This window comes from Alteromonas lipotrueae (assembly GCF_019249215.1).
Lineage (GTDB): Bacteria > Pseudomonadota > Gammaproteobacteria > Enterobacterales > Alteromonadaceae > Alteromonas > Alteromonas lipotrueae.
Genome location: NZ_JAESDI010000015.1, coordinates 54,957 through 76,993 on the forward strand (window position 1 = coordinate 54,957; position 22,037 = coordinate 76,993).

20 protein-coding genes are annotated in these 22,037 nt (G+C 44.8%); 5 read left to right on the forward strand and 15 right to left on the reverse strand.

Annotation, left to right across the window (positions count from 1 at the left end; translation table 11 throughout):
- Positions 1-86: 86 nt before the first annotated feature.
- The 9 genes from pckA to JKP82_RS16870 all read right to left on the reverse strand — a co-directional run bounded on the left by pckA (position 87) and on the right by JKP82_RS16870 (position 8,875).
- Positions 87-1,721, reverse strand: coding sequence for a phosphoenolpyruvate carboxykinase (ATP) (gene pckA / locus JKP82_RS16830; protein WP_159531394.1), 1,635 nt, complete (start codon positions 1,719-1,721; stop codon positions 87-89).
- Positions 1,722-1,856: 135 nt separating this feature from the next.
- The gene (locus JKP82_RS16835; protein WP_218397918.1) at positions 1,857-2,843 is read right to left on the reverse strand and encodes an aldo/keto reductase; all 987 of its coding nucleotides are present in this window, start codon (positions 2,841-2,843) and stop codon (positions 1,857-1,859) included.
- A 28-nt stretch (positions 2,844-2,871) separates the two neighbouring features.
- Positions 2,872-3,810: a Gfo/Idh/MocA family oxidoreductase gene (locus JKP82_RS16840; protein ID WP_159531398.1), complete on the reverse strand. Its 939-nt coding sequence runs from the start codon at positions 3,808-3,810 to the stop codon at positions 2,872-2,874.
- Between the two features lie 9 nt (positions 3,811-3,819).
- Positions 3,820-4,659 (reverse strand): class III extradiol dioxygenase subunit beta, encoded by an 840-nt coding sequence (locus JKP82_RS16845; RefSeq protein WP_159531400.1) that lies wholly within the window; start codon positions 4,657-4,659, stop codon positions 3,820-3,822.
- Entirely contained in the window at positions 4,652-5,044 is a 393-nt protein-coding gene (gene ligA, locus JKP82_RS16850) for a protocatechuate 4,5-dioxygenase subunit alpha (RefSeq protein WP_159531402.1), read from the reverse strand. Before ligA ends, JKP82_RS16845 begins: the two co-directional genes overlap by 8 nt.
- A 16-nt stretch (positions 5,045-5,060) precedes the next feature.
- Complete coding sequence (locus JKP82_RS16855; protein ID WP_218397920.1) at positions 5,061-5,963, reverse strand: amidohydrolase family protein; 903 nt, start codon at positions 5,961-5,963, stop codon at positions 5,061-5,063.
- Positions 5,960-6,979 carry an amidohydrolase family protein gene (locus JKP82_RS16860; protein ID WP_218397922.1) on the reverse strand — a complete coding sequence of 340 codons (1,020 nt, stop codon included), beginning with the start codon at positions 6,977-6,979 and terminating at the stop codon, positions 5,960-5,962. Before JKP82_RS16860 ends, JKP82_RS16855 begins: the two co-directional genes overlap by 4 nt.
- A gap of 94 nt (positions 6,980-7,073) precedes the next feature.
- Positions 7,074-8,192, reverse strand: coding sequence for a 4-oxalomesaconate tautomerase (locus JKP82_RS16865; protein WP_258544421.1), 1,119 nt, complete (start codon positions 8,190-8,192; stop codon positions 7,074-7,076).
- On the reverse strand, positions 8,189-8,875 hold the full coding sequence (locus JKP82_RS16870) for a 4-carboxy-4-hydroxy-2-oxoadipate aldolase/oxaloacetate decarboxylase (protein ID WP_218397924.1): 687 nt from the start codon (positions 8,873-8,875) through the stop codon (positions 8,189-8,191). Before JKP82_RS16870 ends, JKP82_RS16865 begins: the two co-directional genes overlap by 4 nt.
- Before the next feature lie 227 nt (positions 8,876-9,102).
- Between JKP82_RS16870 and JKP82_RS16875 the strand changes: the two genes are divergently transcribed.
- The gene (locus JKP82_RS16875) at positions 9,103-9,999 is read left to right on the forward strand and encodes a LysR family transcriptional regulator (RefSeq protein ID WP_218397925.1); all 897 of its coding nucleotides are present in this window, start codon (positions 9,103-9,105) and stop codon (positions 9,997-9,999) included.
- Between the two features lie 12 nt (positions 10,000-10,011).
- Here JKP82_RS16875 and JKP82_RS16880 read toward each other — a convergent pair whose 3' ends face one another.
- Complete coding sequence (locus JKP82_RS16880; protein ID WP_159531412.1) at positions 10,012-10,893, reverse strand: helix-turn-helix domain-containing protein; 882 nt, start codon at positions 10,891-10,893, stop codon at positions 10,012-10,014.
- 119 nt (positions 10,894-11,012) lie between these two features.
- Here JKP82_RS16880 and pobA point away from each other — a divergent pair, with 119 nt between their 5' ends.
- The gene (pobA, locus tag JKP82_RS16885; RefSeq protein ID WP_246604448.1) at positions 11,013-12,248 is read left to right on the forward strand and encodes a 4-hydroxybenzoate 3-monooxygenase; all 1,236 of its coding nucleotides are present in this window, start codon (positions 11,013-11,015) and stop codon (positions 12,246-12,248) included.
- A gap of 60 nt (positions 12,249-12,308) precedes the next feature.
- Here pobA and JKP82_RS16890 read toward each other — a convergent pair whose 3' ends face one another.
- A complete protein-coding gene (locus JKP82_RS16890) occupies positions 12,309-12,941 on the reverse strand; it encodes a TetR/AcrR family transcriptional regulator (protein ID WP_159531414.1) in 633 nt (210 codons plus the stop codon).
- Positions 12,942-13,097: 156 nt separating this feature from the next.
- On the opposite strand from JKP82_RS16890, the gene JKP82_RS16895 reads away from it, so the two are divergent.
- Together JKP82_RS16895 and JKP82_RS16900 are read left to right on the forward strand one after the other, a co-directional pair.
- A complete protein-coding gene (locus JKP82_RS16895; RefSeq protein WP_201299261.1) occupies positions 13,098-14,171 on the forward strand; it encodes an efflux RND transporter periplasmic adaptor subunit in 1,074 nt (357 codons plus the stop codon).
- Positions 14,172-14,174: 3 nt separating this feature from the next.
- Complete coding sequence (locus JKP82_RS16900) at positions 14,175-17,219, forward strand: efflux RND transporter permease subunit (protein ID WP_159531416.1); 3,045 nt, start codon at positions 14,175-14,177, stop codon at positions 17,217-17,219.
- 107 nt (positions 17,220-17,326) lie between these two features.
- On the opposite strand, the gene JKP82_RS16905 is transcribed toward JKP82_RS16900, so the two are convergent.
- The 3 genes from JKP82_RS16905 to JKP82_RS16915 form a co-directional block, all read right to left on the reverse strand.
- Entirely contained in the window at positions 17,327-17,749 is a 423-nt protein-coding gene (locus JKP82_RS16905; RefSeq protein ID WP_159531418.1) for a CBS domain-containing protein, read from the reverse strand.
- 85 nt (positions 17,750-17,834) lie between these two features.
- Positions 17,835-18,845 (reverse strand): zinc-dependent alcohol dehydrogenase family protein, encoded by a 1,011-nt coding sequence (locus tag JKP82_RS16910; protein ID WP_218397927.1) that lies wholly within the window; start codon positions 18,843-18,845, stop codon positions 17,835-17,837.
- 328 nt (positions 18,846-19,173) lie between these two features.
- Positions 19,174-20,169, reverse strand: coding sequence for a zinc-dependent alcohol dehydrogenase family protein (locus tag JKP82_RS16915; RefSeq protein WP_218397930.1), 996 nt, complete (start codon positions 20,167-20,169; stop codon positions 19,174-19,176).
- 110 nt (positions 20,170-20,279) lie between these two features.
- Here JKP82_RS16915 and JKP82_RS16920 point away from each other — a divergent pair, with 110 nt between their 5' ends.
- Positions 20,280-21,194, forward strand: coding sequence for a LysR family transcriptional regulator (locus JKP82_RS16920; protein ID WP_159534581.1), 915 nt, complete (start codon positions 20,280-20,282; stop codon positions 21,192-21,194).
- A 108-nt stretch (positions 21,195-21,302) separates the two neighbouring features.
- Here the strand turns inward: JKP82_RS16920 and JKP82_RS16925 are convergent, their stop codons facing one another.
- On the reverse strand, positions 21,303-21,866 hold the full coding sequence (locus JKP82_RS16925; RefSeq protein WP_159531424.1) for a cytochrome b: 564 nt from the start codon (positions 21,864-21,866) through the stop codon (positions 21,303-21,305).
- Positions 21,867-22,037: the final 171 nt, after the last annotated feature.

Here is a 22,037-nt window from a genome sequence, read left to right on the forward strand (position 1 = left end):
GATGATCAACATCGCCCTTTCTTATACATGAAGATTTAAACAATAATATGCTTATTAAATCGTAGCCAGTCAACCTTCTACAATATCTACAATTGTGGGCCTGAAGACACGAGCGCAGCACCATTTTCCACATCGGTAAACTTTTCGAAGTTCTCGACAAATTGCGTCGCTAAACTTTTTGCTTTGGTTTGCCATTCCTCGGCCTTTGAATAAGTGTGTCGAGGGTCGAGCACTTCAGGGCTAACCCCATCTATCGAACATGGAATTTCTAAATTAAAAATGGGTAAATTTTCGGTAGTATGTTGCTCAATCGAATCATCTAAAATTGCGTCTATAATGGCACGGGTGTCTTTGATTGATATACGCTTGCCGCTCCCATTCCAGCCCGTATTGACTAAATAGGCGCGAGCCCCTGATGCTAACATCCGTTTACGTAACACATTTGCGTATTTTGTCGGGTGCAGACTTAAAAATGCTGCGCCAAAACAACTGGAAAAGGTGGGAGCAGGCTCTGTTATTCCTCGCTCGGTACCGGCTAACTTAGCGGTAAAGCCCGATAAAAAATAATATTCGGCTTGTTCTGGAGTTAACTTAGATACCGATGGGAGTACACCAAATGCATCCGCAGTAAGAAAAATGACTTTATTGGCGTGCCCTGCGCGAGATATAGGTTTAACTATATTGTCGATATGATTTATTGGGTATGACACCCGTGTATTTTCAGTTTTTGCGTTGTCGTCGTAATCTATCTTACCGTCAGCATTTACAACCACGTTTTCTAATAACGCATCTCGCCTTATGGCTTGGTATATATCCGGTTCGTTCTCTTCACTGAGGTTAATCGTTTTGGCGTAACAACCACCTTCAAAGTTAAAGATGCCATTGTCATCCCATCCATGTTCATCATCGCCTATAAGCTCTCTTTTGGGATCAGTAGACAGCGTAGTTTTGCCTGTGCCTGACAATCCAAAGAATATGGCGACATCCCCTTTTTCACCCACGTTAGCACTACAGTGCATAGAGGCAATACCTTTAAGCGGCAAAAAGTAGTTCATCATTGAGAACATCCCTTTTTTCATTTCACCGCCATACCATGTACCGCCAATAATTTGAATTTTCTCAGTAAGGTTAAATGCTACAAAGTTTTCAGAATGTAAACCTTGTTCTTGCCATTTGTTATTCACCACCTTAGCGCCATTCATCACAACAAAATCGGGCTCAAAGTCTTCAAGCTCTTGGTCGCTTGGGCGAATAAACATGTTTTTCACGAAATGAGCTTGCCACGCTACTTCGGTTACAAAGCGCACGCTTAAACGGGTATTGTCGTTAGCACCACAGAAGGCATCAACAACAAATAAACGTTTACCCGACAGTTGCTCGGTAACCAGGCCTTTAAGGTGAGACCAAGTTTCTGGTGTCATGGCTTTGTTGTCGTTCTTACCTTGATCAGACCACCAAATGGTCTCTCGTGTAGTGTCATCTTTAACAATGTACTTATCTCTTGGCGAGCGGCCGGTAAAAACCCCAGTGTCGACTGAAATAGCGCCGGACTCAGTTTGATGACCTTTCTCAAACCCAATTAAAGATGGATTAGTTTCCTCAGTAAACAAGGTTTCATAGCTTGGGTTATAGATTATTTCTGGGTTATCGGTAATGCCTAACGTCGATAAATTGATATCGCTTTTTCCAATGTCGGAATGAGGTTCTTGCAGCACTCGCATAGGGTTATTTCCTTAAGGGTGTAGAGTAGAGATTGATGTTTTTCATTGTTATTTTACGCGCGCCGTTTTATTTATTAGACATTGGCGCGCTGCAACATATGGATTAGGCTAGGCAATAGATTAGCGAAACCACTGTTAAAATTCTTCGGTATCGATTTCCAACTGCGTAGCTGCGGGGTATCGCTTTCCACTAATTTTTTGATGGTCGAATACCCTGTTCAAGGTTTCAATTTCCCTGCCACTCAAGGTTACATTTGACGCCTTAACGTTTTCACGAAGGTGTGGCAGTTTAGTAGTACCAGGAATTAAATGAATATGGCGGCCTTGCTGTAGTAACCACGCCAAACTGACTTGCGCCATTGAGCACTGATGTACCTGACTAATCCCATTTAGCGCGGTCAACAAAGGTAGGTTTTTTTGCATATGTTCGGCTTGAAAACGCGGCATACCTTTGCGAATATCCCCTTCAATTAAGCCACTACTATCCGTCACTTTTCCGCTCAAAAAGCCACGGGCTAACGGCGAAAATGCCACAAAGGCCGTACCTAGTTCAGCACAAGCTTCAAGTACTGAAATTTCTGCATTTCGCGTCCACAACGAGTATTCTGTTTGAAGTGCCGCGATGGGATGCACGGCATGGGCTTTGCGCAAAGTGTGGGACGACACTTCGCTTAGTCCTATCCCTTGGATTTTCCCTTCCTCAACCATTCGTGATAACTCACCAACGCTATCTTCAATTGGTACATTTTTGTCCCAGCGATGAAGGTAATATAAATCGATACTGTCGGTTTTTAAGCTGGTTAGCGTCTTTTCAAGGGTGGCGCGCAACGTGGCCGGACGGCCATCAATTACGCGCTTACCGTCAACGCCCGTCATACCACATTTACTTGCTAAAAAAATACGCTGCCGATGGGGCTTGAGTAACTTCCCCAACAAGGCTTCGTTTTTACCAAAACCATACAATGCCGCGGTATCGAAATGGGTTACGCCAAGCTCTACCGCTTCGGTAATAACTTTCGCCGCATCGGCTTCAGATAAAGGATGACCATAAGCATGGCTTAAGTTCATACAGCCTAAACCGATTTCCGATACGTGTTGTCCCGCAAGTATTCGTTGTTTCACGCCATCCCCCTGTTACATCGTTATGCTGTCACACCAATTGCTGCTCAAGATCGTGCAGTACTTTATAGCAGTTTAATACCTGCCCCACGCTTGAGTTAGGCTCTCGACCTTCTCGAATAGCGGCAAAAAACTCCCTGTCTTGCAATTCAATCCCGTTCATTGAAACGTCTACAGTAGACACATCAATAGTTTCCTCTTTGCCGTTAACCAAGTCATCGTAGCGTGCGATATAAGTGCCATTGTCACAAATATAGCGGAAGAATGTCCCTAGAGGTCCATCATTGTTAAACGACAGCGACAGCGTACAAATTGCGCCATTTTCCGCTTGTAGCTGAATAGACATATCAAGGGCAATACCTAGCTCAGGGTGAATCGGCCCTTGCAAGGCATTCGCCTTTACAATTTTGCTGCCGGCTTGATAGGCAAACAAATCAACGGTATGGGCAGCATGATGCCATAGCAGGTGATCGGTCCAAGAACGAGGCTCCCCTTTCGCATTTATATTTTTACGACGGAAAAAGTAAGTTTGTACATCCATTTGTTGGATGTTCAGTTCATTGGCGGTAATGCGCTTATTTATCCATTGGTGCGAAGGGTTAAAACGACGTGTATGTCCCACCATACAAGTTAACCCCGTTTCCTCTTGCACCTTCATAACAGCTTCAGCATCAAACCAGCTGTCCGCGAGAGGGATCTCTACCTGAACATGCTTACCTGCTTTCATGCATTGAATGGATTGCTCGGCATGTTGTTGGGTAGGCGTACATAAAATAACTGCATCGGCGTCAATGTTAAGTGCTTCAGCTAAGTCAGTAAATACGTGCTCAATGCCATATTCATTTGCAACTTTTTGCGTTTTCTCAACAGAACGGCCTACTAACGCCACCACATCAACACCATCAATATTTTTTATGCCCTCGAGGTGTTTTATTCCGAATGCACCAGGTCCTACTACGATTACTTTCATAATTAATTCCTATTTATTTTCTAATATAAGATGGCCAACGGCCGTATTCGATGCGGGTACATGATAAAAGCGCTTTTTCGTTTCCACCTTGTCGTTTAAGGCGCCACGCATGACCATCCACATGACTAACTCAACCCCTTCTGAACCAGCTTGATTCAAATAGTCAAAATGAGGCATTTGCGCTAAATTCTCCGCATCATCGACAATGCGATCTAAGAAATTGTTATCGAACTCTTGATTGATTAGCCCAGCACGAGGGCCTTGTAGTTGGTGGCTCATTCCACCAGTTCCCCAAATTTGAACATTGAGATCTTCATCAAAACTTTCAACAGCGTTTCGAATGGCTTTACCTAGTGCATAGCATCGCTTACCCGATGGCGCGGGATACAGAACCACATTTACCGCCAAGGGGATAACCTTGCATGGCCACATTTCGGGCTGACCGAACATAAGAGACATAGGTACGGTCAACCCGTGATCTACGTCCATGTCGTTAACGATAGTTAAGTCGAAATCTTGCTGAATAACCGATTGTGCAATATGCGAGGCCATTTCAGGGTGCCCCATTACTGTAGGCACTGGCCGCGGCCCCCACCCTTCATCAGCTGGTGCAAAAGAGGGAGCGCAACCTAACGCAAAGGTAGGGATAACATTCATATCGAATGCAGAGGCATGGTCGTTGTAAACCAGAATGACGACATCTGGCTTGCTCTGTTGTATCCATTCTTTCCCAAAATCATAGCCTGCAAACAAGGGCTTCCAATAAGGATCGTTGGTTTTACCATTATCAATGGCTGCGCCAATAGCGGGAACGTGCGACGTAGCAACGCCGGCGGTAATCTTAGCCATTATTATTTTCCTTATACATATTGCCAGTAGGTGTCCTACCACCGTTTAACATCATTTGTGCATAGTCTGGTTGGCTCATACCAGTCATACTTGCTGCCGCAAACTGAAAGCTGAGCCCGTCACATGAGAATATCTTTGCAAGGAAATAAATATTGCCCCCTGTAGCCATCATTCGGTTGTAATCTCTTGCTAGCACACTTTCCTTTTGTTCTTCGCTCATATCCCATGTATCCAAATACTGACGCTCACAAGCTTTAAACCGTGCGCGGTTTTCTGCTTTCATTAACGACATACAAAATTGGTTGAGGTGATAACCTCGTCTGCCCATTTCTGCATCAAAAATGGTGGTTCCTGGGATTTTTTGATAAGACTTATCTAAAGACATTATTGCTTCCTCAACTCTATTTAACCTGTTCAGGCCAATACAGGCGCATGGGGTTTTCGACAAGTAGCTTTTGCTGTAACGAGTCTGTTGGTGCAATTAAAGGCAGCATATCCACCAGCATGCCGTCATCAGGCGTATGGGTTTTCATATTTGGATGAGGCCAGTCTGTCCCCCACAACACGCGGTCTGAAAATTGCTCTACCACGGTGCGTGCAAAAGGCACTACATCTAAATAATGCTTTGATGGGCCTTCAACAGATAAACGTTCTGGACAACTGACTTTCGACCAAAAGTTTTCATTTTCACGCATTAGCCTCAAGAACAAGGCGAATTCAGGACCATCTAAAGGTTTAGTGACATCAGGTCTGCCCATGTGGTCAACCACTACCGTGGTTGGCAAATTAGTGAAGAACTCATAAAGCTCTGGAAGCTCTTGCCCTTCAAAATAAATGACAATATGCCAATCTAGCTCTTTAATTCTTGCCGCAATGCGCTTTAGGGAATCAAAAGGCAATGCGTCAACAAGGCGCTTCACGAAGTTAAAACGAACACCTCTAACCCCGGCCTGGTGGAGCGCATCAAGTTCAGCATCGGTAACCGTTTCAGTGACAGTAGCCACACCTCTAGCTAGCCCTTCTGATGTATTAAGCGCATCAACCAAAGCGCGATTGTCTGCCCCGTGACAGGTAGCTTGTACCAATATATTTCGACTAAAACCGAGATAATCGCGTAGTGCCCAAAGTTGATGTTTAGAAGCATCACAAGGGGTGTATTTTCGCTGCGGTGCAAACGGAAATTTATCGCCGGGACCAAATACATGGCAGTGGGCATCCACGGCGCCGGCTGGCACCATATATGTAGGTTTTGAAGGTGATGGATGCCAATCTAACCAATCCGCATCTTTGGTAAATGCACTCATAACCCCATCGCCTCTAATTTTTTACCTAGCGCGGGATAAACTCGGCGAGCATTTCCTGAATACACCTTTTGTCTATCTACCTCTGACAACGCTATCGAATCTACATAGCGCTTCGTATCATCAAAATAGTTACCGGTTTCTGGATCAATACCGCGAACGGCACCAATCATTTCAGACCCAAACAAAATGTTGTCGATATCAATCACGTCGAACAACAAATCGATACCTGGCTGGTGATAAACGCAGGTGTCAAAAAAGACATTTTTCATTACATGTTCGCGAAGCGGCGGTTGCTTAAGCATATCGGCCAAGCCTCGATAGCGTCCCCAGTGATAAGGAACTGCGCCGCCCCCATGAGGTATAATGAATCGTAACGTTGGAAAATCTTTGAACAAGTTACCTTCTAAGAACTGCATAAATGCGGTGGTATCAGCATTCATATAGTGGGCACCTGTGGCATGAAAATTGGCGTTACATGAACCTGATACGTGGATCATGGCCGGCACATCAAGCTCTACCATTTTTTCGTAGAATGGATACCAACTTGGGTCAGTTAAAGGCGCAGAATTCCAATGCCCCCCTGATGGGTCTGGATTTAGATTGCATCCAACAAACCCTTTTTCTTTTACACAACGCTCCAGCTCTTGAATCGAATTTTTAATCGGTACACCCACAGACTGGGGTAGCTGACACACACCTATAAAGCGCTCTGGATATAACTCAACTACCCTTGCTATTAGGTCATTACACGCACTGGTCCATTGCTTTGATACGGTCTCATCACCGACATGATGTGCCATTGCTGAAGCACGAGGTGAGAATATGGTCATATCCAAACCACGCTCGTCTAGCAACTTAATTTGGTTTTTCTCGATACTGTCGCGAATTTGATCGTCACTAATATAGGGAACTTCTGGCAAGGCTTTACCTGCCTTAAAAGCAGCTATTTGCGCTTCGCGAAATAGCTGTAGGGGTTCGGGTGCGGTAGTGTAGTGACCGTGGCAATCTATGATCATGTTGTTATCCTAAGTTCACCTGTTGCTTGTTCATCAACATACCAACGACGTAACGGGCAACAGTAAAAGTTAATGGGTTAATTTGTGCTCGTTATTATTCACACGACAGCATTGCCTCGCCGCGCATTAACAAACGCGCAGTGCGTAATAAGGCAGCACGCTTTACATAAAACTGGCTAATATCGTGGCTACCAGAAACTTCCATTTCGACGGTAAACTGGCCTGTCGGATGCTCAACTTCAATAGCCATAGCGCTGTCATCAAAGCTTTTCTCAATTAGCTCGTTTGCTACTGTGCCGCTTAATACACAGGCCGTCGCAACGCTCACTGAGCCCAACACGCCAATTGCATCGTGAACTCGATGAGGAATAAAGGTACGGGTATTGATTAACCCGCCTTGTAACGCAGGTGAAATCAGGCTCATTTTAGGCACCGTTTTGTTACTCACATCACCTAAGTTCATTAGCTTACCGGCCTCTAAACGAATAGCCTCAACGTTAGCTTTTAATGCTTCGTTTGCTTCAAGCTCGCTAGGTAACTCTGCACCGGTTAACCCGAATGACTGTGCGTTAATCAGAACTACTGGCATGCCGTTGTCTATGCATGTTACAGGTACATCTAAAATCACATCTTGGGCGTTTCCGGTGGGGAACATTTTTTTGCAGCTTGAACCCGCAATATTTAAAAAATCGAGAAAGATAGGTGCTGCGCTGCCAGGCACGCCATCTATTTGTGCGTTACCTTGGTAATTAACCATGCCCCCCGGGGTTTCTACTCGCGCAGTAGCATTTGCACCGGTATTAAGCATATGAATTCGCACGTCAGTATGGCTAACGCTGCTAGGTACCAAGCCTTTTTCAATTGCGAAAGGGCCAACTCCAGCCAGAATATTGCCGCAATTTTGCGCCGTACTGACTTGCGCCTTATCTACGACGACTTGCACAAAAAGGTAATCTACATCTACATCGTCGCGCTCTGATTTACTCACAATAGCGACTTTACTGGTAAGGGGATGTGCGCCACCTAAACCATCGATTTGGCGAGGGTCAGGCGACCCCATCAAACGCAATAGAACCTGATCGCGCTCATCAGCGTTTTGAGGTAAATCTTCAGCAAGAAAATATAGCCCCTTGGATGTGCCGCCTCGAAATAGACAGCACGGAACAGCGTGTTGTACCTTGCCGTTCTTATTGGGGTTTACCTGCATTTTCATTTATCTTCATACTTAGCGTAAACTAAGCCTTTATTGGCAAGGCGCTCTCGCATGTTGTAAATGTCTAACCCTAATTCACCGTTTTCAAAACGTATTCTTTTGGCTTCTTCGTTAGACATGCGTTTTTCAACATTCCCCCATACCTCACTGGCCTCTTCCCGTTTAACCACAACGACACCATCTTCATCAGCCACGACCATATCACCAGGGCGAATGTAAGCATTGGCGCAGGTGATCGGCACGTTAACGTTAGCAATGGTTTCTTTCACGCAGCCCTGAGAAAAAATAGTTTTCGACCAAACCGGAAAGTTCATTTCGGTAAGCGTTGCCGTGTCACGCACGCCACCTTCAATAATGAGCCCACGTACACCGCGTGCTTTCAATGACGTAGCCAATAAGTCGCCAAAAAAACCATCGCTACTCGCGCTCGTCGGTTTAACCACTAAAACGTCACCAGGCTGACATTGCTCGACCGCTACATGAATCATCCAGTTATCTCCTGGCGCGACTTCGCACGTCACCGCAGGGCCAGCAATTTTTGCGGGTTTATAGATTGGACGCATGTAATCCGCTAATAAGCCTTTGCGGCCTTGGGCTTCATGCACAGTGGCCACTTCTGCGCCCTGATAATTAGCAACTACCGCCTCGTCTGGACGCGGTATATCTGTATAACAAACCGACATAGTTCACCTCGGTATAGGAGATTTCGAAAACGCTAAATGAGTAAGTCAGCAACATTGGTTTTTAAAGCCACTGGCTATGTCTTATGCCTCACTCACTTAATTGATTAATGTATGCAGTCACACTTTATTAACAAATAAAGAAGGAAACAATTAAGCAAATAAGAACAAACTGTTTCCATATGGAAACAAATAAGGTAAAACGGGTGTCCCCCTCACTGGAGATTGACATGCAATGGAAAATAGATGATTTGCCGCTATTTTTAGCGGCAGTGGAACAGAAAGGCATTTCTCATGCCGCAGATCATTTAGGCTTGTCCAAGTCGTATGTGAGTAAAGCTATTACACGGTTAGAATTGGCGCTAGGTATTCGACTGTTAGAAAGAAACTCTCGAAATGTGAGGCTTACTGAAGATGGTAAAGCATTTTATGAGCAGGGTTTAAATATTATGGAGCAGGTTAAAGAGGCCGATTCACTGGTTTCAGGGTTAACCACGTATCCAAAAGGTAAACTAGTAGCAGCCATGCCAGTGGCGTTTACCAGAGAGTTTTTAGCACCCCGCCTTGGCGAATTTCGACGACGATACCCCGAAATAGAATTAGAGATCATTGTCACCAGCCTACCGGTTGATATCATCCGCGATAACATTGATATCGCGCTTATCGTTGGTACACCACAAAATTCTGAGCTTATTATCCGTAAGCTGAACGATAGTCACCTCATATGCATATCTAGCCCTGAATATGCCGCCGCGAACGATTTATCCCAGCATGAGGAAACACTTCAACAACATGTTCAGTTTTGTGAGACTCGCTATGCTAATCCCCGCTTCCCTATTCGTGTTGATGGCCAAAAACGTCTTGTGGACTTGAAAACCCAGACCATTAAGGTGAACGACCCAATTACAGTTCGAGAAGCCGTTACGGGCGGAAATGGTGTAGCTATTATTCCTATCCAGTACTGTAAGAAACAACTAGAAAGCGGCGAATTAGTGAATGTTTGTACTGACATCGAATTTTACATGAACCGCTCTGTACTGTCTTTGGTATACCCAAGCCGTCGTCTGCTGCCAAGCAAAACACGTGTGTTTTTAGACTTCCTGATCGAAATTGGTAACGAGATGTAGCTCACCGCAACACTAAAATTTGTTCCCTTGTTGACGAAAAGCACTGGCGGTGAGCCCAACGAATTGTTTGAAGAAACGGCTGAAATAGGCTGGGTCATTAAACCCTAGAAAAGCGGAAATTTCGTCAACACTTTGACTGGTGTAAACCAAACGACGTTTGGCCTCAATAATTAAACGCTGATGGATAATGGCCTTGGGCGAATCATTTAACTTTCCTTGGCATAATCGATTGAGGGTAGAAACAGAAACATGTAATTGCTCGGCATAAGTTTTCACCGATAAGTGTTGCCTATAGTGTTGCTCAATTAGATGTCTAAATCCAAGTAGCACTTTTGACTCTCTGCCGCTAGCACCTTCGCTAACGGCGTGAATGTGCTGTTGTCGTTTTATGATAAGTAACAGCATTTGAACCAAATGACTAACCGCAGCCGTTTGGTCCGCTTCACCACTGTTTAGCTCGTCCCTTAACAGTTCTACATAGGTCGTAAATCGCTTAAGTTGTAGCTTGTCTCGAAACTCGATAACTGAGGGAGTCCATAATAGCGCTGGCAATGTTGACTGTTGTTCGCCGATACTCGTGCTCTCTAGAAGGTCTTGATTCAATGAAATAACAAAGCCTTTGGTGTTGGGTTCGAACTTAAATCCATGCACTGCCCCTGCCGGAATCAGTACCAGCCAATTACCACTTAATGTATAACACTTTTCGTCTAACTGTACGTCCCATGTATTATCAAAAGTACAAACGACTTGCGAGAGCTTGTCGTGCCTATGCGGCGCAATTTGCCATTCAAGATCACAACTACGAAATGCAATATCCTCGACATGAGCAAGCCCAACCTCTTTACGGATAAAGGATTCGCCGTATAAATCGTAGAATGGAATAGGGTTAAACATGGCAACAAGCTCATCATTTACGTATTAACACATTAAGTTAACATGATTCAAAAGTACAATAATCAGCTGCATAGTTGAATTACATACTTCCATCAATTGGTGAATGATAACGACACTGAATGAGTTACCACGAGAAGATGATGCAAAATATAAAAACCAAAGTCGCTATTATAGGAGCCGGTCCTTCAGGCTTGTTGTTAGGTCAACTCTTAGCCAAAAAAGGGATTGATAATATTATCATCGAACGCGTATCCCCCGATTATGTATTAGGCCGAATTCGAGCGGGTATACTTGAGCAAGGCTTAGTTGACTTGTTACGAGAAGCAGATGTAAGTGACCGAATGGATGAAGAAGGTCATGTCCATGATGGGTTCGCTATTAGCTACTATGGCACCTCTTATCGCATCGATCTTAATGAGCTCACAGGTGGCAAAACGGTCATGTGTTATGGGCAAACTGAAGTCACGCGCGACTTAATGGTTGCACGAAAAGAGAACGGGGCTTCCACATATTATTCCTCAACGAACGTCGTGTTAAATGATGTTGATAGCGCCTCTCCTTCCGTGACTTTTGAGCACGAGGGAGAAAGCTACCTACTTGACTGCGATTATATTGCAGGCTGCGATGGTTTTCATGGGGTGTCACGCAAAACCATTCCAGAAGAAAAGCGAACTGAGTTCGAACGAGTATATCCTTTTGGTTGGTTAGGTTTATTGAGTGACACCCCTCCCGTCAGCGATGAGCTTATTTATTGTAAAACAGACAGAGGCTTTGCGTTGGCCAGCCAACGCTCTAGCACCCGTTCTCGCTATTACATTCAAGTGCCGCTAACTGACAAAGTTGAAGATTGGAGTGACGATAAGTTTTGGGATGAGTTTAAAAAGCGCCTGCCTGCTGATACCGCGAGGAAACTTGTTACCGGCCCGAGCATAGAAAAAAGTATCGCACCGCTTCGCAGCTTCGTGTGTGAGCCAATGCAGTTAGGTAACTTGTTTTTAGTGGGTGATGCGGCGCACATTGTGCCTCCAACCGGTGCTAAAGGCCTAAATTTGGCTGCTTCTGACGTATCAATTTTGTATCGATTGTTATGTAAAGTTTATAATGATGGCGAGCCAAGCGCAGTACAAGGCTACTCAGAATTGGCGCTTAACCGGGTTTGGCAAGCTGAACGCTTTTCATGGTGGATGAGTAACATGCTGCACGACTTTAAAGACGATGCGGGCACCGCCAATAATTTAGATCAAAAAACCTTTGAGCGCTTTATGAAATCTGAGCTCGACTTCTTTTTGACCAACAAAGCAGGGCAAGAGGTCATTGCGACCCAATATGTTGGGCTTCCCTACCCGCAAGTGTAAAATCAGTATGCAGATACCGCCATGTTGCAAACGGCGGTATCAACACATGTTGCCGTAAATTTATGTCGTGCGGTGAGGTGCATTCACGCCATAACGACACAGTATTAGTGCAGTCACGCCTTTTGCAATTTGCAACTTCCGCGCTTCAGTAAGCGGATCTTCTAACTTAAACAGTTGTGGCCAAAAGCATTGCCCTTTTATAAGGCTATCCATCTCTTCAACCACCTGCTCAATGTCATCAAAAACCATACGGTTGTCTTTTTTGGCGGCTTTTAACCACCTATGCATCGCTTTTTCTTGGGCTTGAAGTTGGGCAACTTCATCTTTCAATCGAGTGGGTTCATAAAAAAAGTGGCCAATAGCAACGCGGGCCAACTCTAAGTGTTCATCCCCGCTCATAAAATTGATGTCAGCCATTATCAGGTCGGTGAGTTGGTCAGCCAACAAGGCCTGGGGATCATAAGGCGCACCTATATCAACAAGGGCTGATTGCCACTGCTCTTTAATTAGGTGCATGACCAGCTCTTCCTTTGCTGAGAAATGATTGTACACTGTTCTTTTAGACACGTTCGCTAGCTCAGCCAGCTTATCCATGCTGGTTCCGTTAACGCCAAATTCCTGAAATGCTTGCTTTGCTGCTTGTATAATGGCATCTCGCTTAACATCACTTCGGGTACGTGTAGTGCTAGTCATAATTTTACTGTCTAAAAATAATATGCGGTCATTTTACACTGCACAGTTTACTTTTCAATGGATGATCTCTAAAATGCACCGCACAGTGTACTTTAATTATAGGTGAGTATAGTCGTCTATACTGTATTCACCACAAATACGGATCGAAAATTTCCTATGTCTATTTCGCGAATTCGTCACCTTGTTGCGTTTACTGCCCTGTCTGTTCTCACCCTTGCTGGTTGTACATCAGAAGATGATACACAAGAGCAAACTGTCGCCCCTCGCTATGTGAAACTCGCTGAGGTGAGCACTGTTCCTGCATTTGACGAATTTACTTTTCCGGCAGTCGTTTCTGCAGTAAAAACGGTAGATCTTAGTTTTGAAGTATCAGGAAGGTTAGTTCAAACCGATTTAACTACAGGTAGCGATATTGAAGAAGGCAAGCTGTTAGCCACAATTGACAGACAACCTTTTGAGCGCCGTGTTGACGAACAGCGCACTCGCTTGGAACAATCCAAACGCGAATTAGATCGTATTGAAAAAATGTATGCGCAGAAACTGGTCGCGCAAAGTACCCTTGATACTGCAAAAACCACCTACGAATTAGCTGAAATAGAGCTAAAAACGGCGAAGCAGGATTTAAGTTACACCCAATTATATGCACCTTTCGATGCCAAGGTGTCTCAGCGTCTTGTTGAAAATAATAGCTTTGTTGCCGCGGGAACACCTATTGCTCGCTTACAAGATGTCTCTAAAATTTACTTCAATATTAACGTGCCTGAAAGGCTACTCACCGCGAACCTAAATCGTGGAATAGAGCAAGCTAGTGCATCCTTAACGACTGAAGAAACCCAGTGGTACCCAGTTAACTATGTAGAGCACAACACTCAGCCCGACCCTGTATCGCAAACTTACGAAGTCGTTTTTGCCATGGAGCCCCGCGCAGATTTACCTCTTACGCCAGGTGCGCGTGCCGTAGTGAAAGTGAGCTTGCAAGGTTCACCATTTCCCGACGGTGTTGTTGTTCCAGTACAATCGTTAGTAGGTGACAAAGCCTCTGGTTTTGGAGTTTGGGTTTATAACGAAAGCAGTAAATTAGTGAACAAAGTTAGCGTTACTGTTGAACACATTCACGAAGATTTCGCGGTATTAAGTGGTTCGTTGGCGCTGGGTGAAAAGGTAGTTGCAGCAGGCGCAACCAAAATGCGAGCTGACATGAAAGTGCTTCCTTACGAGGGAGAGAAGTAAGTTATGGATATCGCTCGTTATTCAATTGATAAACCCGTAAATGTATGGCTAATGGTAGTGATACTACTGTTAGGCGGTATTATCGCAATGACCAATATTGGTCGTTTGGAAGACCCCGAATTCACGATTAAACAGGTGAAGGTTTACACCAGCTACTCTGGCGCCGGCGCAGAGAAAGTGGAACGGGAAATTACCGAACCTCTTGAAATTGCTATCCAGCAAATGCCGCAGCTTAAAAAGCTGACATCAATTTCTTCGCCAGCCTTGTCTGAAATTACCGTTGAAGTTAAAAGCAACTATGACAGTAACGAGCTTCCTCAAATTTGGGATGAACTTAGGAAGCGCTTACGAGATGCCGCTACATCCTTACCGACCGGTGCAAAAGACCCTGTGGTTTTCGATGATTTTGGTGATGTTTACGGGCTATATTACGCCCTAAGCGCCCCCGACTTTACCACCAGTGAGTTACGGGAATTTGCGCGCTTAATTCGAAGAGACCTGTTAACGACAGAAGGCGTTGCGAAGGTCACTGTAAGTGGTGTGCAAACCGAACAGATAGTTGCCTACGTGAATCCTTATCAGCTTGCCGGATTAGGTATATCCTTTCCTGATCTAACCTCGCTGTTTGAAGACAACTTGCGCCCTTTTAACGGCGGCAGAGTATTGGTAGACGAAAAGAATGTGCGGTTAATCGTAGAACGGGCACCAGATAAAATTAAAGAAATATCTAACCTTTCGTTAGTTATTCCTGGTACCAATCGCTCTATTCGCGTTTCCGATGTAGCCACCCTCAAGTTAGAGCCTGCTGATATTCAGTCTCAGCTTATTCGTTATAACGGTGAAGAAGCATTAACTGTGTCGGTTTCAGCGCTGTCTAACGTGAACATTGTTGATGTAGGCACTCGGGTAAATGCTAAAGTTGATCATCTACTTAATACCCTTCCTGTGGGTATTACCCTTACCCCCATTTACGACCAAGCTGCGGTAGTTGACGAATCGGTCGATGGCTTTATTGCAAACCTAGTGATGTCGGTAGTCGTTGTGACCCTGACGCTGTGCCTATTCATGGGTTGGCGCTCTGGCGTAGTAGTGGGCGCGGTGCTATTAGTTACCGTGCTTGGCACTATTCTTATCATGTGGCTAATGGATATTCAGCTTCAGCGTATCTCTCTTGGCGCTATGGTTATCGCCATGGGAATGTTGGTAGATAACGCCATTGTCGTTGCCGAAGGCATGATGCTTCGAATGGCTACCGGCGCGTCGGCCAAAGATGCAGCAAGCTTTATTGTGAAACGAACGCAGTGGCCTTTATTAGGCGCAACAGTAATAGGTATCGCGGCCTTCTCTGGAATTGGTTTATCTGATGATGCCACCGGTGAATTCTTGTATTCCTTATTTGCCGTTGTATTAGTTTCTTTAATGATGAGCTGGGTGCTAGCCGTTACTTTAGTGCCAGTGCTTGGCGAGTTAGTTTTTCGCAAAGGCGTGAAGCAAACCGATGGCGATGAACCTACCCTGCTGCAGCGCTGGTTCACCAAAACACTCACCGGGGCATTGAAATTACGATGGGTGACCATTGCTATGCTAATGGTCATTACCGTAGTAGCTTATGGCAGTTTCGGTATGGTAAAACAAGGCTTTTTCCCACCCTCAAACGCCCCGCTTTTCTTTGTACATTATTGGGGCCCTCAAGACCGTGATATTCGGGCTACCGAAAAAATCATTAAAGAAGCTGAGCAACGTATTTTAGCGCAAGAAAATGTAACGGCAGTCACCACCATTATTGGTCAAGGTGCAGACCGCTTTACGCTAACTTACGCACCCAAAAGTGCCAATGAAAACTACGGCTTTTTCATGGTACGGGTTAATGAGTTAGAGAATATTCCTGCCGTTCAAGAAAAGCTTTCCGGCTTACTCAACAATATCGACCTTGATGCTAACTTCTACCAAGAACGTATGCAGTTTGGCCCAGGTTCTGGCGCTAAACTTGAAGCACGATTCTCAGGCCCTGATGCAGAAGTTTTACGAACCCTCGCCGAAGAAGCGAAAGGCATGATGTTAGCTGACAGCAATATCAAAGATGTTCGACATAACTGGCGTGAAAAAGGTGTCGCCATCAATACCCAGTACGATAATTACAATGCGGGAATTGCAGGCGTGTCTCATTCAGATTTCAGTCAAACCGTGCAATATGCTAGTAGTGGCTTGCGCTTAGGCAGTGTGCAAGACGGAGACTATGCCTACAGTATTGTGGCAAAAATGGGGCATCCCGATGACACTGCCATTCAATCAGTTCGAGAGAGCCAAGTATGGTCGTCTCAGCAACGTCAGTACGTACCTTTTACGCAAGTATCAAGCGGTTTAGATATTGTGACCGAAGAGCTTCGCATTCATAGAAAAGATAGATTGCGTACCATCACGGTAGAAGCTGAGCCTGGCGACAATGAAACTGCCGCGAAAGCATTTGCGCGTATTCGCCCTCAAATTGAAGCGATGGACATTCCTGCCGGTTATGCTCTTGAATGGGGCGGCGAATTTGAAAGCTCTAGCGATGCTCAAGCTGCACTTGGTGCAGGCTTACCTGTGGGTTTCTTAGTGATGTTCATTATCTCTGTACTGTTATTTGGCCACGCTCGTCAGCCGCTAATCATTTGGTTAGTGGTACCTATGGCTATTGTCGGGGTAGTAACAGGCCTTCTGTCTACCAATATGCCATTTGGCTTTATGTCACTTCTTGGGTTTTTAAGTTTATTCGGCATGTTAATTAAAAATGCCATTGTACTTATCGAAGAAATAGACCTACAAATTGAAGAAGGGCTAGAAATCAAAAAAGCGATAGTGGAAGCGACATTAAGCCGTTTACGTCCTGTAACGCTGGCCGCATTAACCACCATTTTAGGTATGGCACCCCTGTTATTCGATGCTTTCTTTGCCGACATGGCAGTTACGATTATGGGCGGATTAACCTTTGCCACCATTCTCACGCTTATCGCCGTACCTGTACTGTATAGCATCTTATTTAGAGTGAGTTATCGAAAAACCAGTTAGTTTACATATGGCAAGCTAACCAACAAAGAAGGTGCGTATAAACGCACCTTCTTTATTCATGTAAACGTCGCTAATTTGTCTTTTCGGCTCCCCCCTTAATTAGCAGATTAACCTTTCTTAGCATTCACCCTCGCTTCCATAAAGCGCATCACATCTCGCCAAGATACTATCCCAATTGGGCATCGTTTCTCATCAATGATGGGGATGCAGGAAATCTTATTTTCATTGAACAAGGAAATTGCGCTAACAATAGAATCGCTAGCAGAAAGGGTTAACACGTTTCGCGTCATAATCTGATGCGCTTTTTTTTCCAGTGTCGCTCGGTCACGAAAACGCTCATTAACCGTATTGGCAAAAGGGCTGGTGGCCTTTAATACGTCGCGGTCTGAAATGATGCCTTGCAGTTGATTCTGATGCACTACCACCAAATGATGAAACCCCGTTTCGGCGAACAAAGTTTGTATCAATTCTAGGCTATCATCCATGTGTACACTGACCACACGCGTTGACATGATATGGGACAAGCTCATGGTATTCCTTTTATGTTAACCTTAGCGATTCTTATATTCCTTTATAAGGGCGCTGCGTTCAATATTGCTGCCCTCAAATTTTGGATCAAAGGCTAACGCAAATTTTGCCAAAGTGTTTACCCGATTCCTCGAAAGCAAACGCATCCGATAGCCTTTCAAGGGCAAATGTAGTATCAACCACAGGTTTAAAATCCAAACACTCCAAGGCACTAACAAAGTCACATTGCTCTTTATTGCTACCCACAATAACCCCAGTTAACCTAATTTGTTTTCGCATAAGAGTAGCCGTTGGAATATCACCTTTAATACCGGTTAATACCCCAATAAGTACAATACTTCCCCCTACTCTACATGCATGAATAGATTGCCCTAATGTGGCAGGGCCGCCCACTTCTACTACGTGATCGACTCCTTTCCCGCCGGTCCACTTGGCAACGGTTTTCCCCCACTTTTCGTCTGTTTTATAATTAACCGTAAAATCTGCACCTAGGGCTTTAGCTTTCTCTAACTTTTCATCAGAGCTTGAGGTTATAGCCACTTTCGCTCCCATTGCTTTGGCTATTTGAAGCGCATATATAGAAACACCACCAGTACCTAACAATAGAACCGTGTCGCCCGCCTTCAAGTTACCTTCCACAACTAAAGCCCGCCATGCGGTCAGCCCTGCCGTAGTGATAGTAGCGGCTTCTTCATGAGACCACCCTGTAGGTGCTTTAGTAAACCACTGCTGCGGTTTTACCACGACTTCTCTGGCGTAGCCGTCAATACCGTCGCCGGGTGTGCGACTAAAATCACCTACTGTAGGTGCGCCACTTAACCAGTCAGGAAAAAAGGTAGAAACCACATGATCTCCTGGGAAAAATTGTGTAACGCCTTCCCCAACTTCTACCACTACGCCAGCGCCGTCAGACATAGGGATGCGGTCGCCCTCAGTGGGAAGAGCGCCCGTCGCTACGCTATAATCATGATAATTTAGAGAGCTAGCGTGGATCCTTACTTTAATTTCATCATTGCCGACGACGGTTGGCTCTGCTTCGTCTGCGCAGTAAAGTGATGCTAAGCCTTCACTGTTGTCTTTCAAACGCATTACTTTCATAAGATTTCCTTCCTGATTAGCAAGTGACAATAGTTGCGAGTATAAAATACCAATAGCGCTAAAAAACTCGCAACGCAACATATGAACATAAGTAAATATGATCTATTGATGAGTATAAAGATAAGGATAGTGACGATTAATTAAAGACGAGAGGAAAAATAAAAGCCCCTTGGCGAGCAAACTGCAAACGCCAAGGGGAAAAGTGCGCAAAGGGAAAGCGCTTAGGGAAAGTAAATAGTACAAATTTAAAAGTTAGCACAAGTCGTTATTTCAAAAACATATTCAAGAGCTTGTTCAAAAACTTATACAAGAACCTGTGCACGAAAATTTAAGAGGCGACATCGATAACAATTTTGCCCATGGCTTTGCCGCTTGCTAAGCGCGCATGAGCATCACCTGCTTGCTCAAGGGTAAACACTTCGCTATCCAAGACGGGGGTTAATGCGCCTACATCAACAATGTCGGTAATAGCGCGTAATATAGCGCCATGACTTTCGCGCTTGTAGTTGTGGATCATAGGGATCAGCATGAATACAACATGCAAACTCAAACCTTTGAAGTGCACTGGGGTTAAATCTGTTTCAATAAACGACACGGTCGTCGCTACTTGACCACATAACTTTGCAGCTTCAAACGAGTTAGGGAGATTACCGCCACCCACAGAGTCATAAATCACATCGAAACCAGCGCCACCAGTATGCTTAGCAACATAATCAGCCACTTTTTCTGAGCGAAAATCAATATAAGTAGCACCGAGTTTCTCAATAAGGGCGGCTTGCTCGTCGGAACCACCTGTAGCAAAAACTGATCCACCAAAGTAACGGGCCATTTGGATAGCAAGGTGACCCACACCGCCAGCGCCGCCATGTACCAACACGGTTTGATCTTTTGCAGTTTGTGCGCGGGTTAGTCCCTCATAAGCGGTGATCCCCACCAAAGGTAAAGCTGCTGCTTCACGCATCGACAACGATTTGGGCTTAGGTGCAATAAGACGAACGTCGGCTAACATTAATTCAGCCAGAGAGCCTTGCAAGTCGGCTAGGCCACCCGCACACCCATAAACTTCATCACCAACGCTAAAATTATCTACGCCTTCACCAACGGCTTCAATCGTACCGGCAAAGTCCATCCCTAATACACCTCCAGGCAGTTCGGGAGCAAATGGTAGGTCTTGACCCATTTCTCGTATCATGGTGTCTACTGTGTTCACGCTGGTTGCGGCAATACGCACAATCACGTGACCAACTTTAAGCTGCGGCGCGTCTACTTCAGCCGCAGTAAATACTTCAGGACCACCAAATTCGTTAATAACCATTGCTTTCATGAGAGTTCACCTCGTTGCGTTAAGTTCGAGGGTTATAATAGACACTAGCCATACATATGATAATTGGGTTATAACCACATACAGTTTTTAGATTTTATTGATAATCAATGATGAACATCGACCACCTTAAGCTTTTTGTACGTATCGCCAATACCAATAACATCAGTGTTGCTGGGCGTGAACTGAATGTTTCACCGGCTGTGGCCAGCGCTCACATTAATAAATTGGAAGAAAATTTGGGCGTGCGACTTATTCACCGAACCACGCGAAAAGTGTCGTTAACCGATGAAGGAAAACTATTTTTACCTCATGCGGAAGAAGTGTTATCGAGTATTGAGGTCGCTCAAGCTGCCGTTGGCGTTGGCTCACAAACGCCACAGGGCACATTGCGAGTAACCGCTCCAGCCTCTTTTGGTCGCCTACACTTAGTACCTGCTATGGAAGAATTCTTAGCATCTTACCCTCAGTTAAATATCGACTTTCGATTCAGCGACAGTATTTTGGATTTGATAGAAGGCGGGTTTGATGTAGCAATTCGTGACGCGGTGCTAAAAGACTCTAATCTACACGCTAGGAAACTGGCTGATGACAAGCGAATTATTGTAGCGTCACCAGACTATATTAAGAAATATGGTGCGCCGAAAACCCCACAAGACATACCTCAACATGCTGCGGTAAATCTTATGGGTTTAGAAACATGGGAATTCAACACACCGCAGGGCGTAGTATCGATAAAACCTAAAACGCGAATTCGTATGGATAATGGTGAAGCGGTGCGCGACGCAGCCATTGGTGGCAATGGCTTAACCCTCACCGCCACGTGGTGTAGCTACCCGTATCTTAAAAGTGGTCAATTGATTCAAGTCTTAAAAGATTATCCATTAACTGCTGAATGTGCACTGTGGGCAGTATATCCAAGCAACCGTTTATTGGCGCCCAAAGTGCGCGCCTTTATCGACTTTTTAAAGGAGCGATACAGTGGTGAACCCTACTGGGATAAGGCGTTGCGAGAAGCGGGTCTTTAATAGAAAAGTCATAAAAAAACCACAGTAAGTAAACTGTGGTTTTTAAATAACTAAATAATCTCTATTAGGTTTTATTGCCTATTCGAAGGCATTAATCTTGGGCTTTAATCACGAAATGCTCTTGCCCAGCATACGTCGTAACGTGCCATCTTTGTCCATAACATGATGCTTTAACGCGCCTGCAATGTGAAGCAGTACAGCACCAATGAGTACATAGCCTAAATAATGATGCACAGTGCCGCCAACTTTCGAAAGCTCATAGTTTATTGGCAATGTTTTTTCAGGATCTTCTACACTGAAATTTTGAGCGAACACCTCTAATCCAAACACAGATAAACCGTGCCCCCCCAGAACCGAGGTCATAAGCCCAGATATCGGCATTAGCAGCGTGCTAAGAATAAGTACCCAATGAATCACTTTAGCTACGCCATGCACTAACGCAGAGTAATCCCCTGCCGCTGTAGGCCAACCATTCTTCATTCGCCACGCCACCCTGGCTAATGCAAGGAATAGCACAATAAAGCCAAAAGATTTATGCCATGAAAATACCCAATAGGCATTTTCCTCTACCATATAGACGCCAGAAGCCAGCATGCCAATAATGATTAAGCCAACAAGCCAATGTAGAAATAAAGTGGTAGGTGAAAACTTTTGATGTGAATCGTACTGCATATTTTCCTCTGGCATCGCGATGGTTAATAATGTGCTTCACTATAGAAGACGTCTGAAATTACGCTCTTATAAATTTCATAGAGCCCTGCTACTTTTTTACCGCAAATGCTATTTACATAATGCGCAACTCGCAAAGTAAAGCTCACGAGCCTTTTTGCTATTCTAAATTAA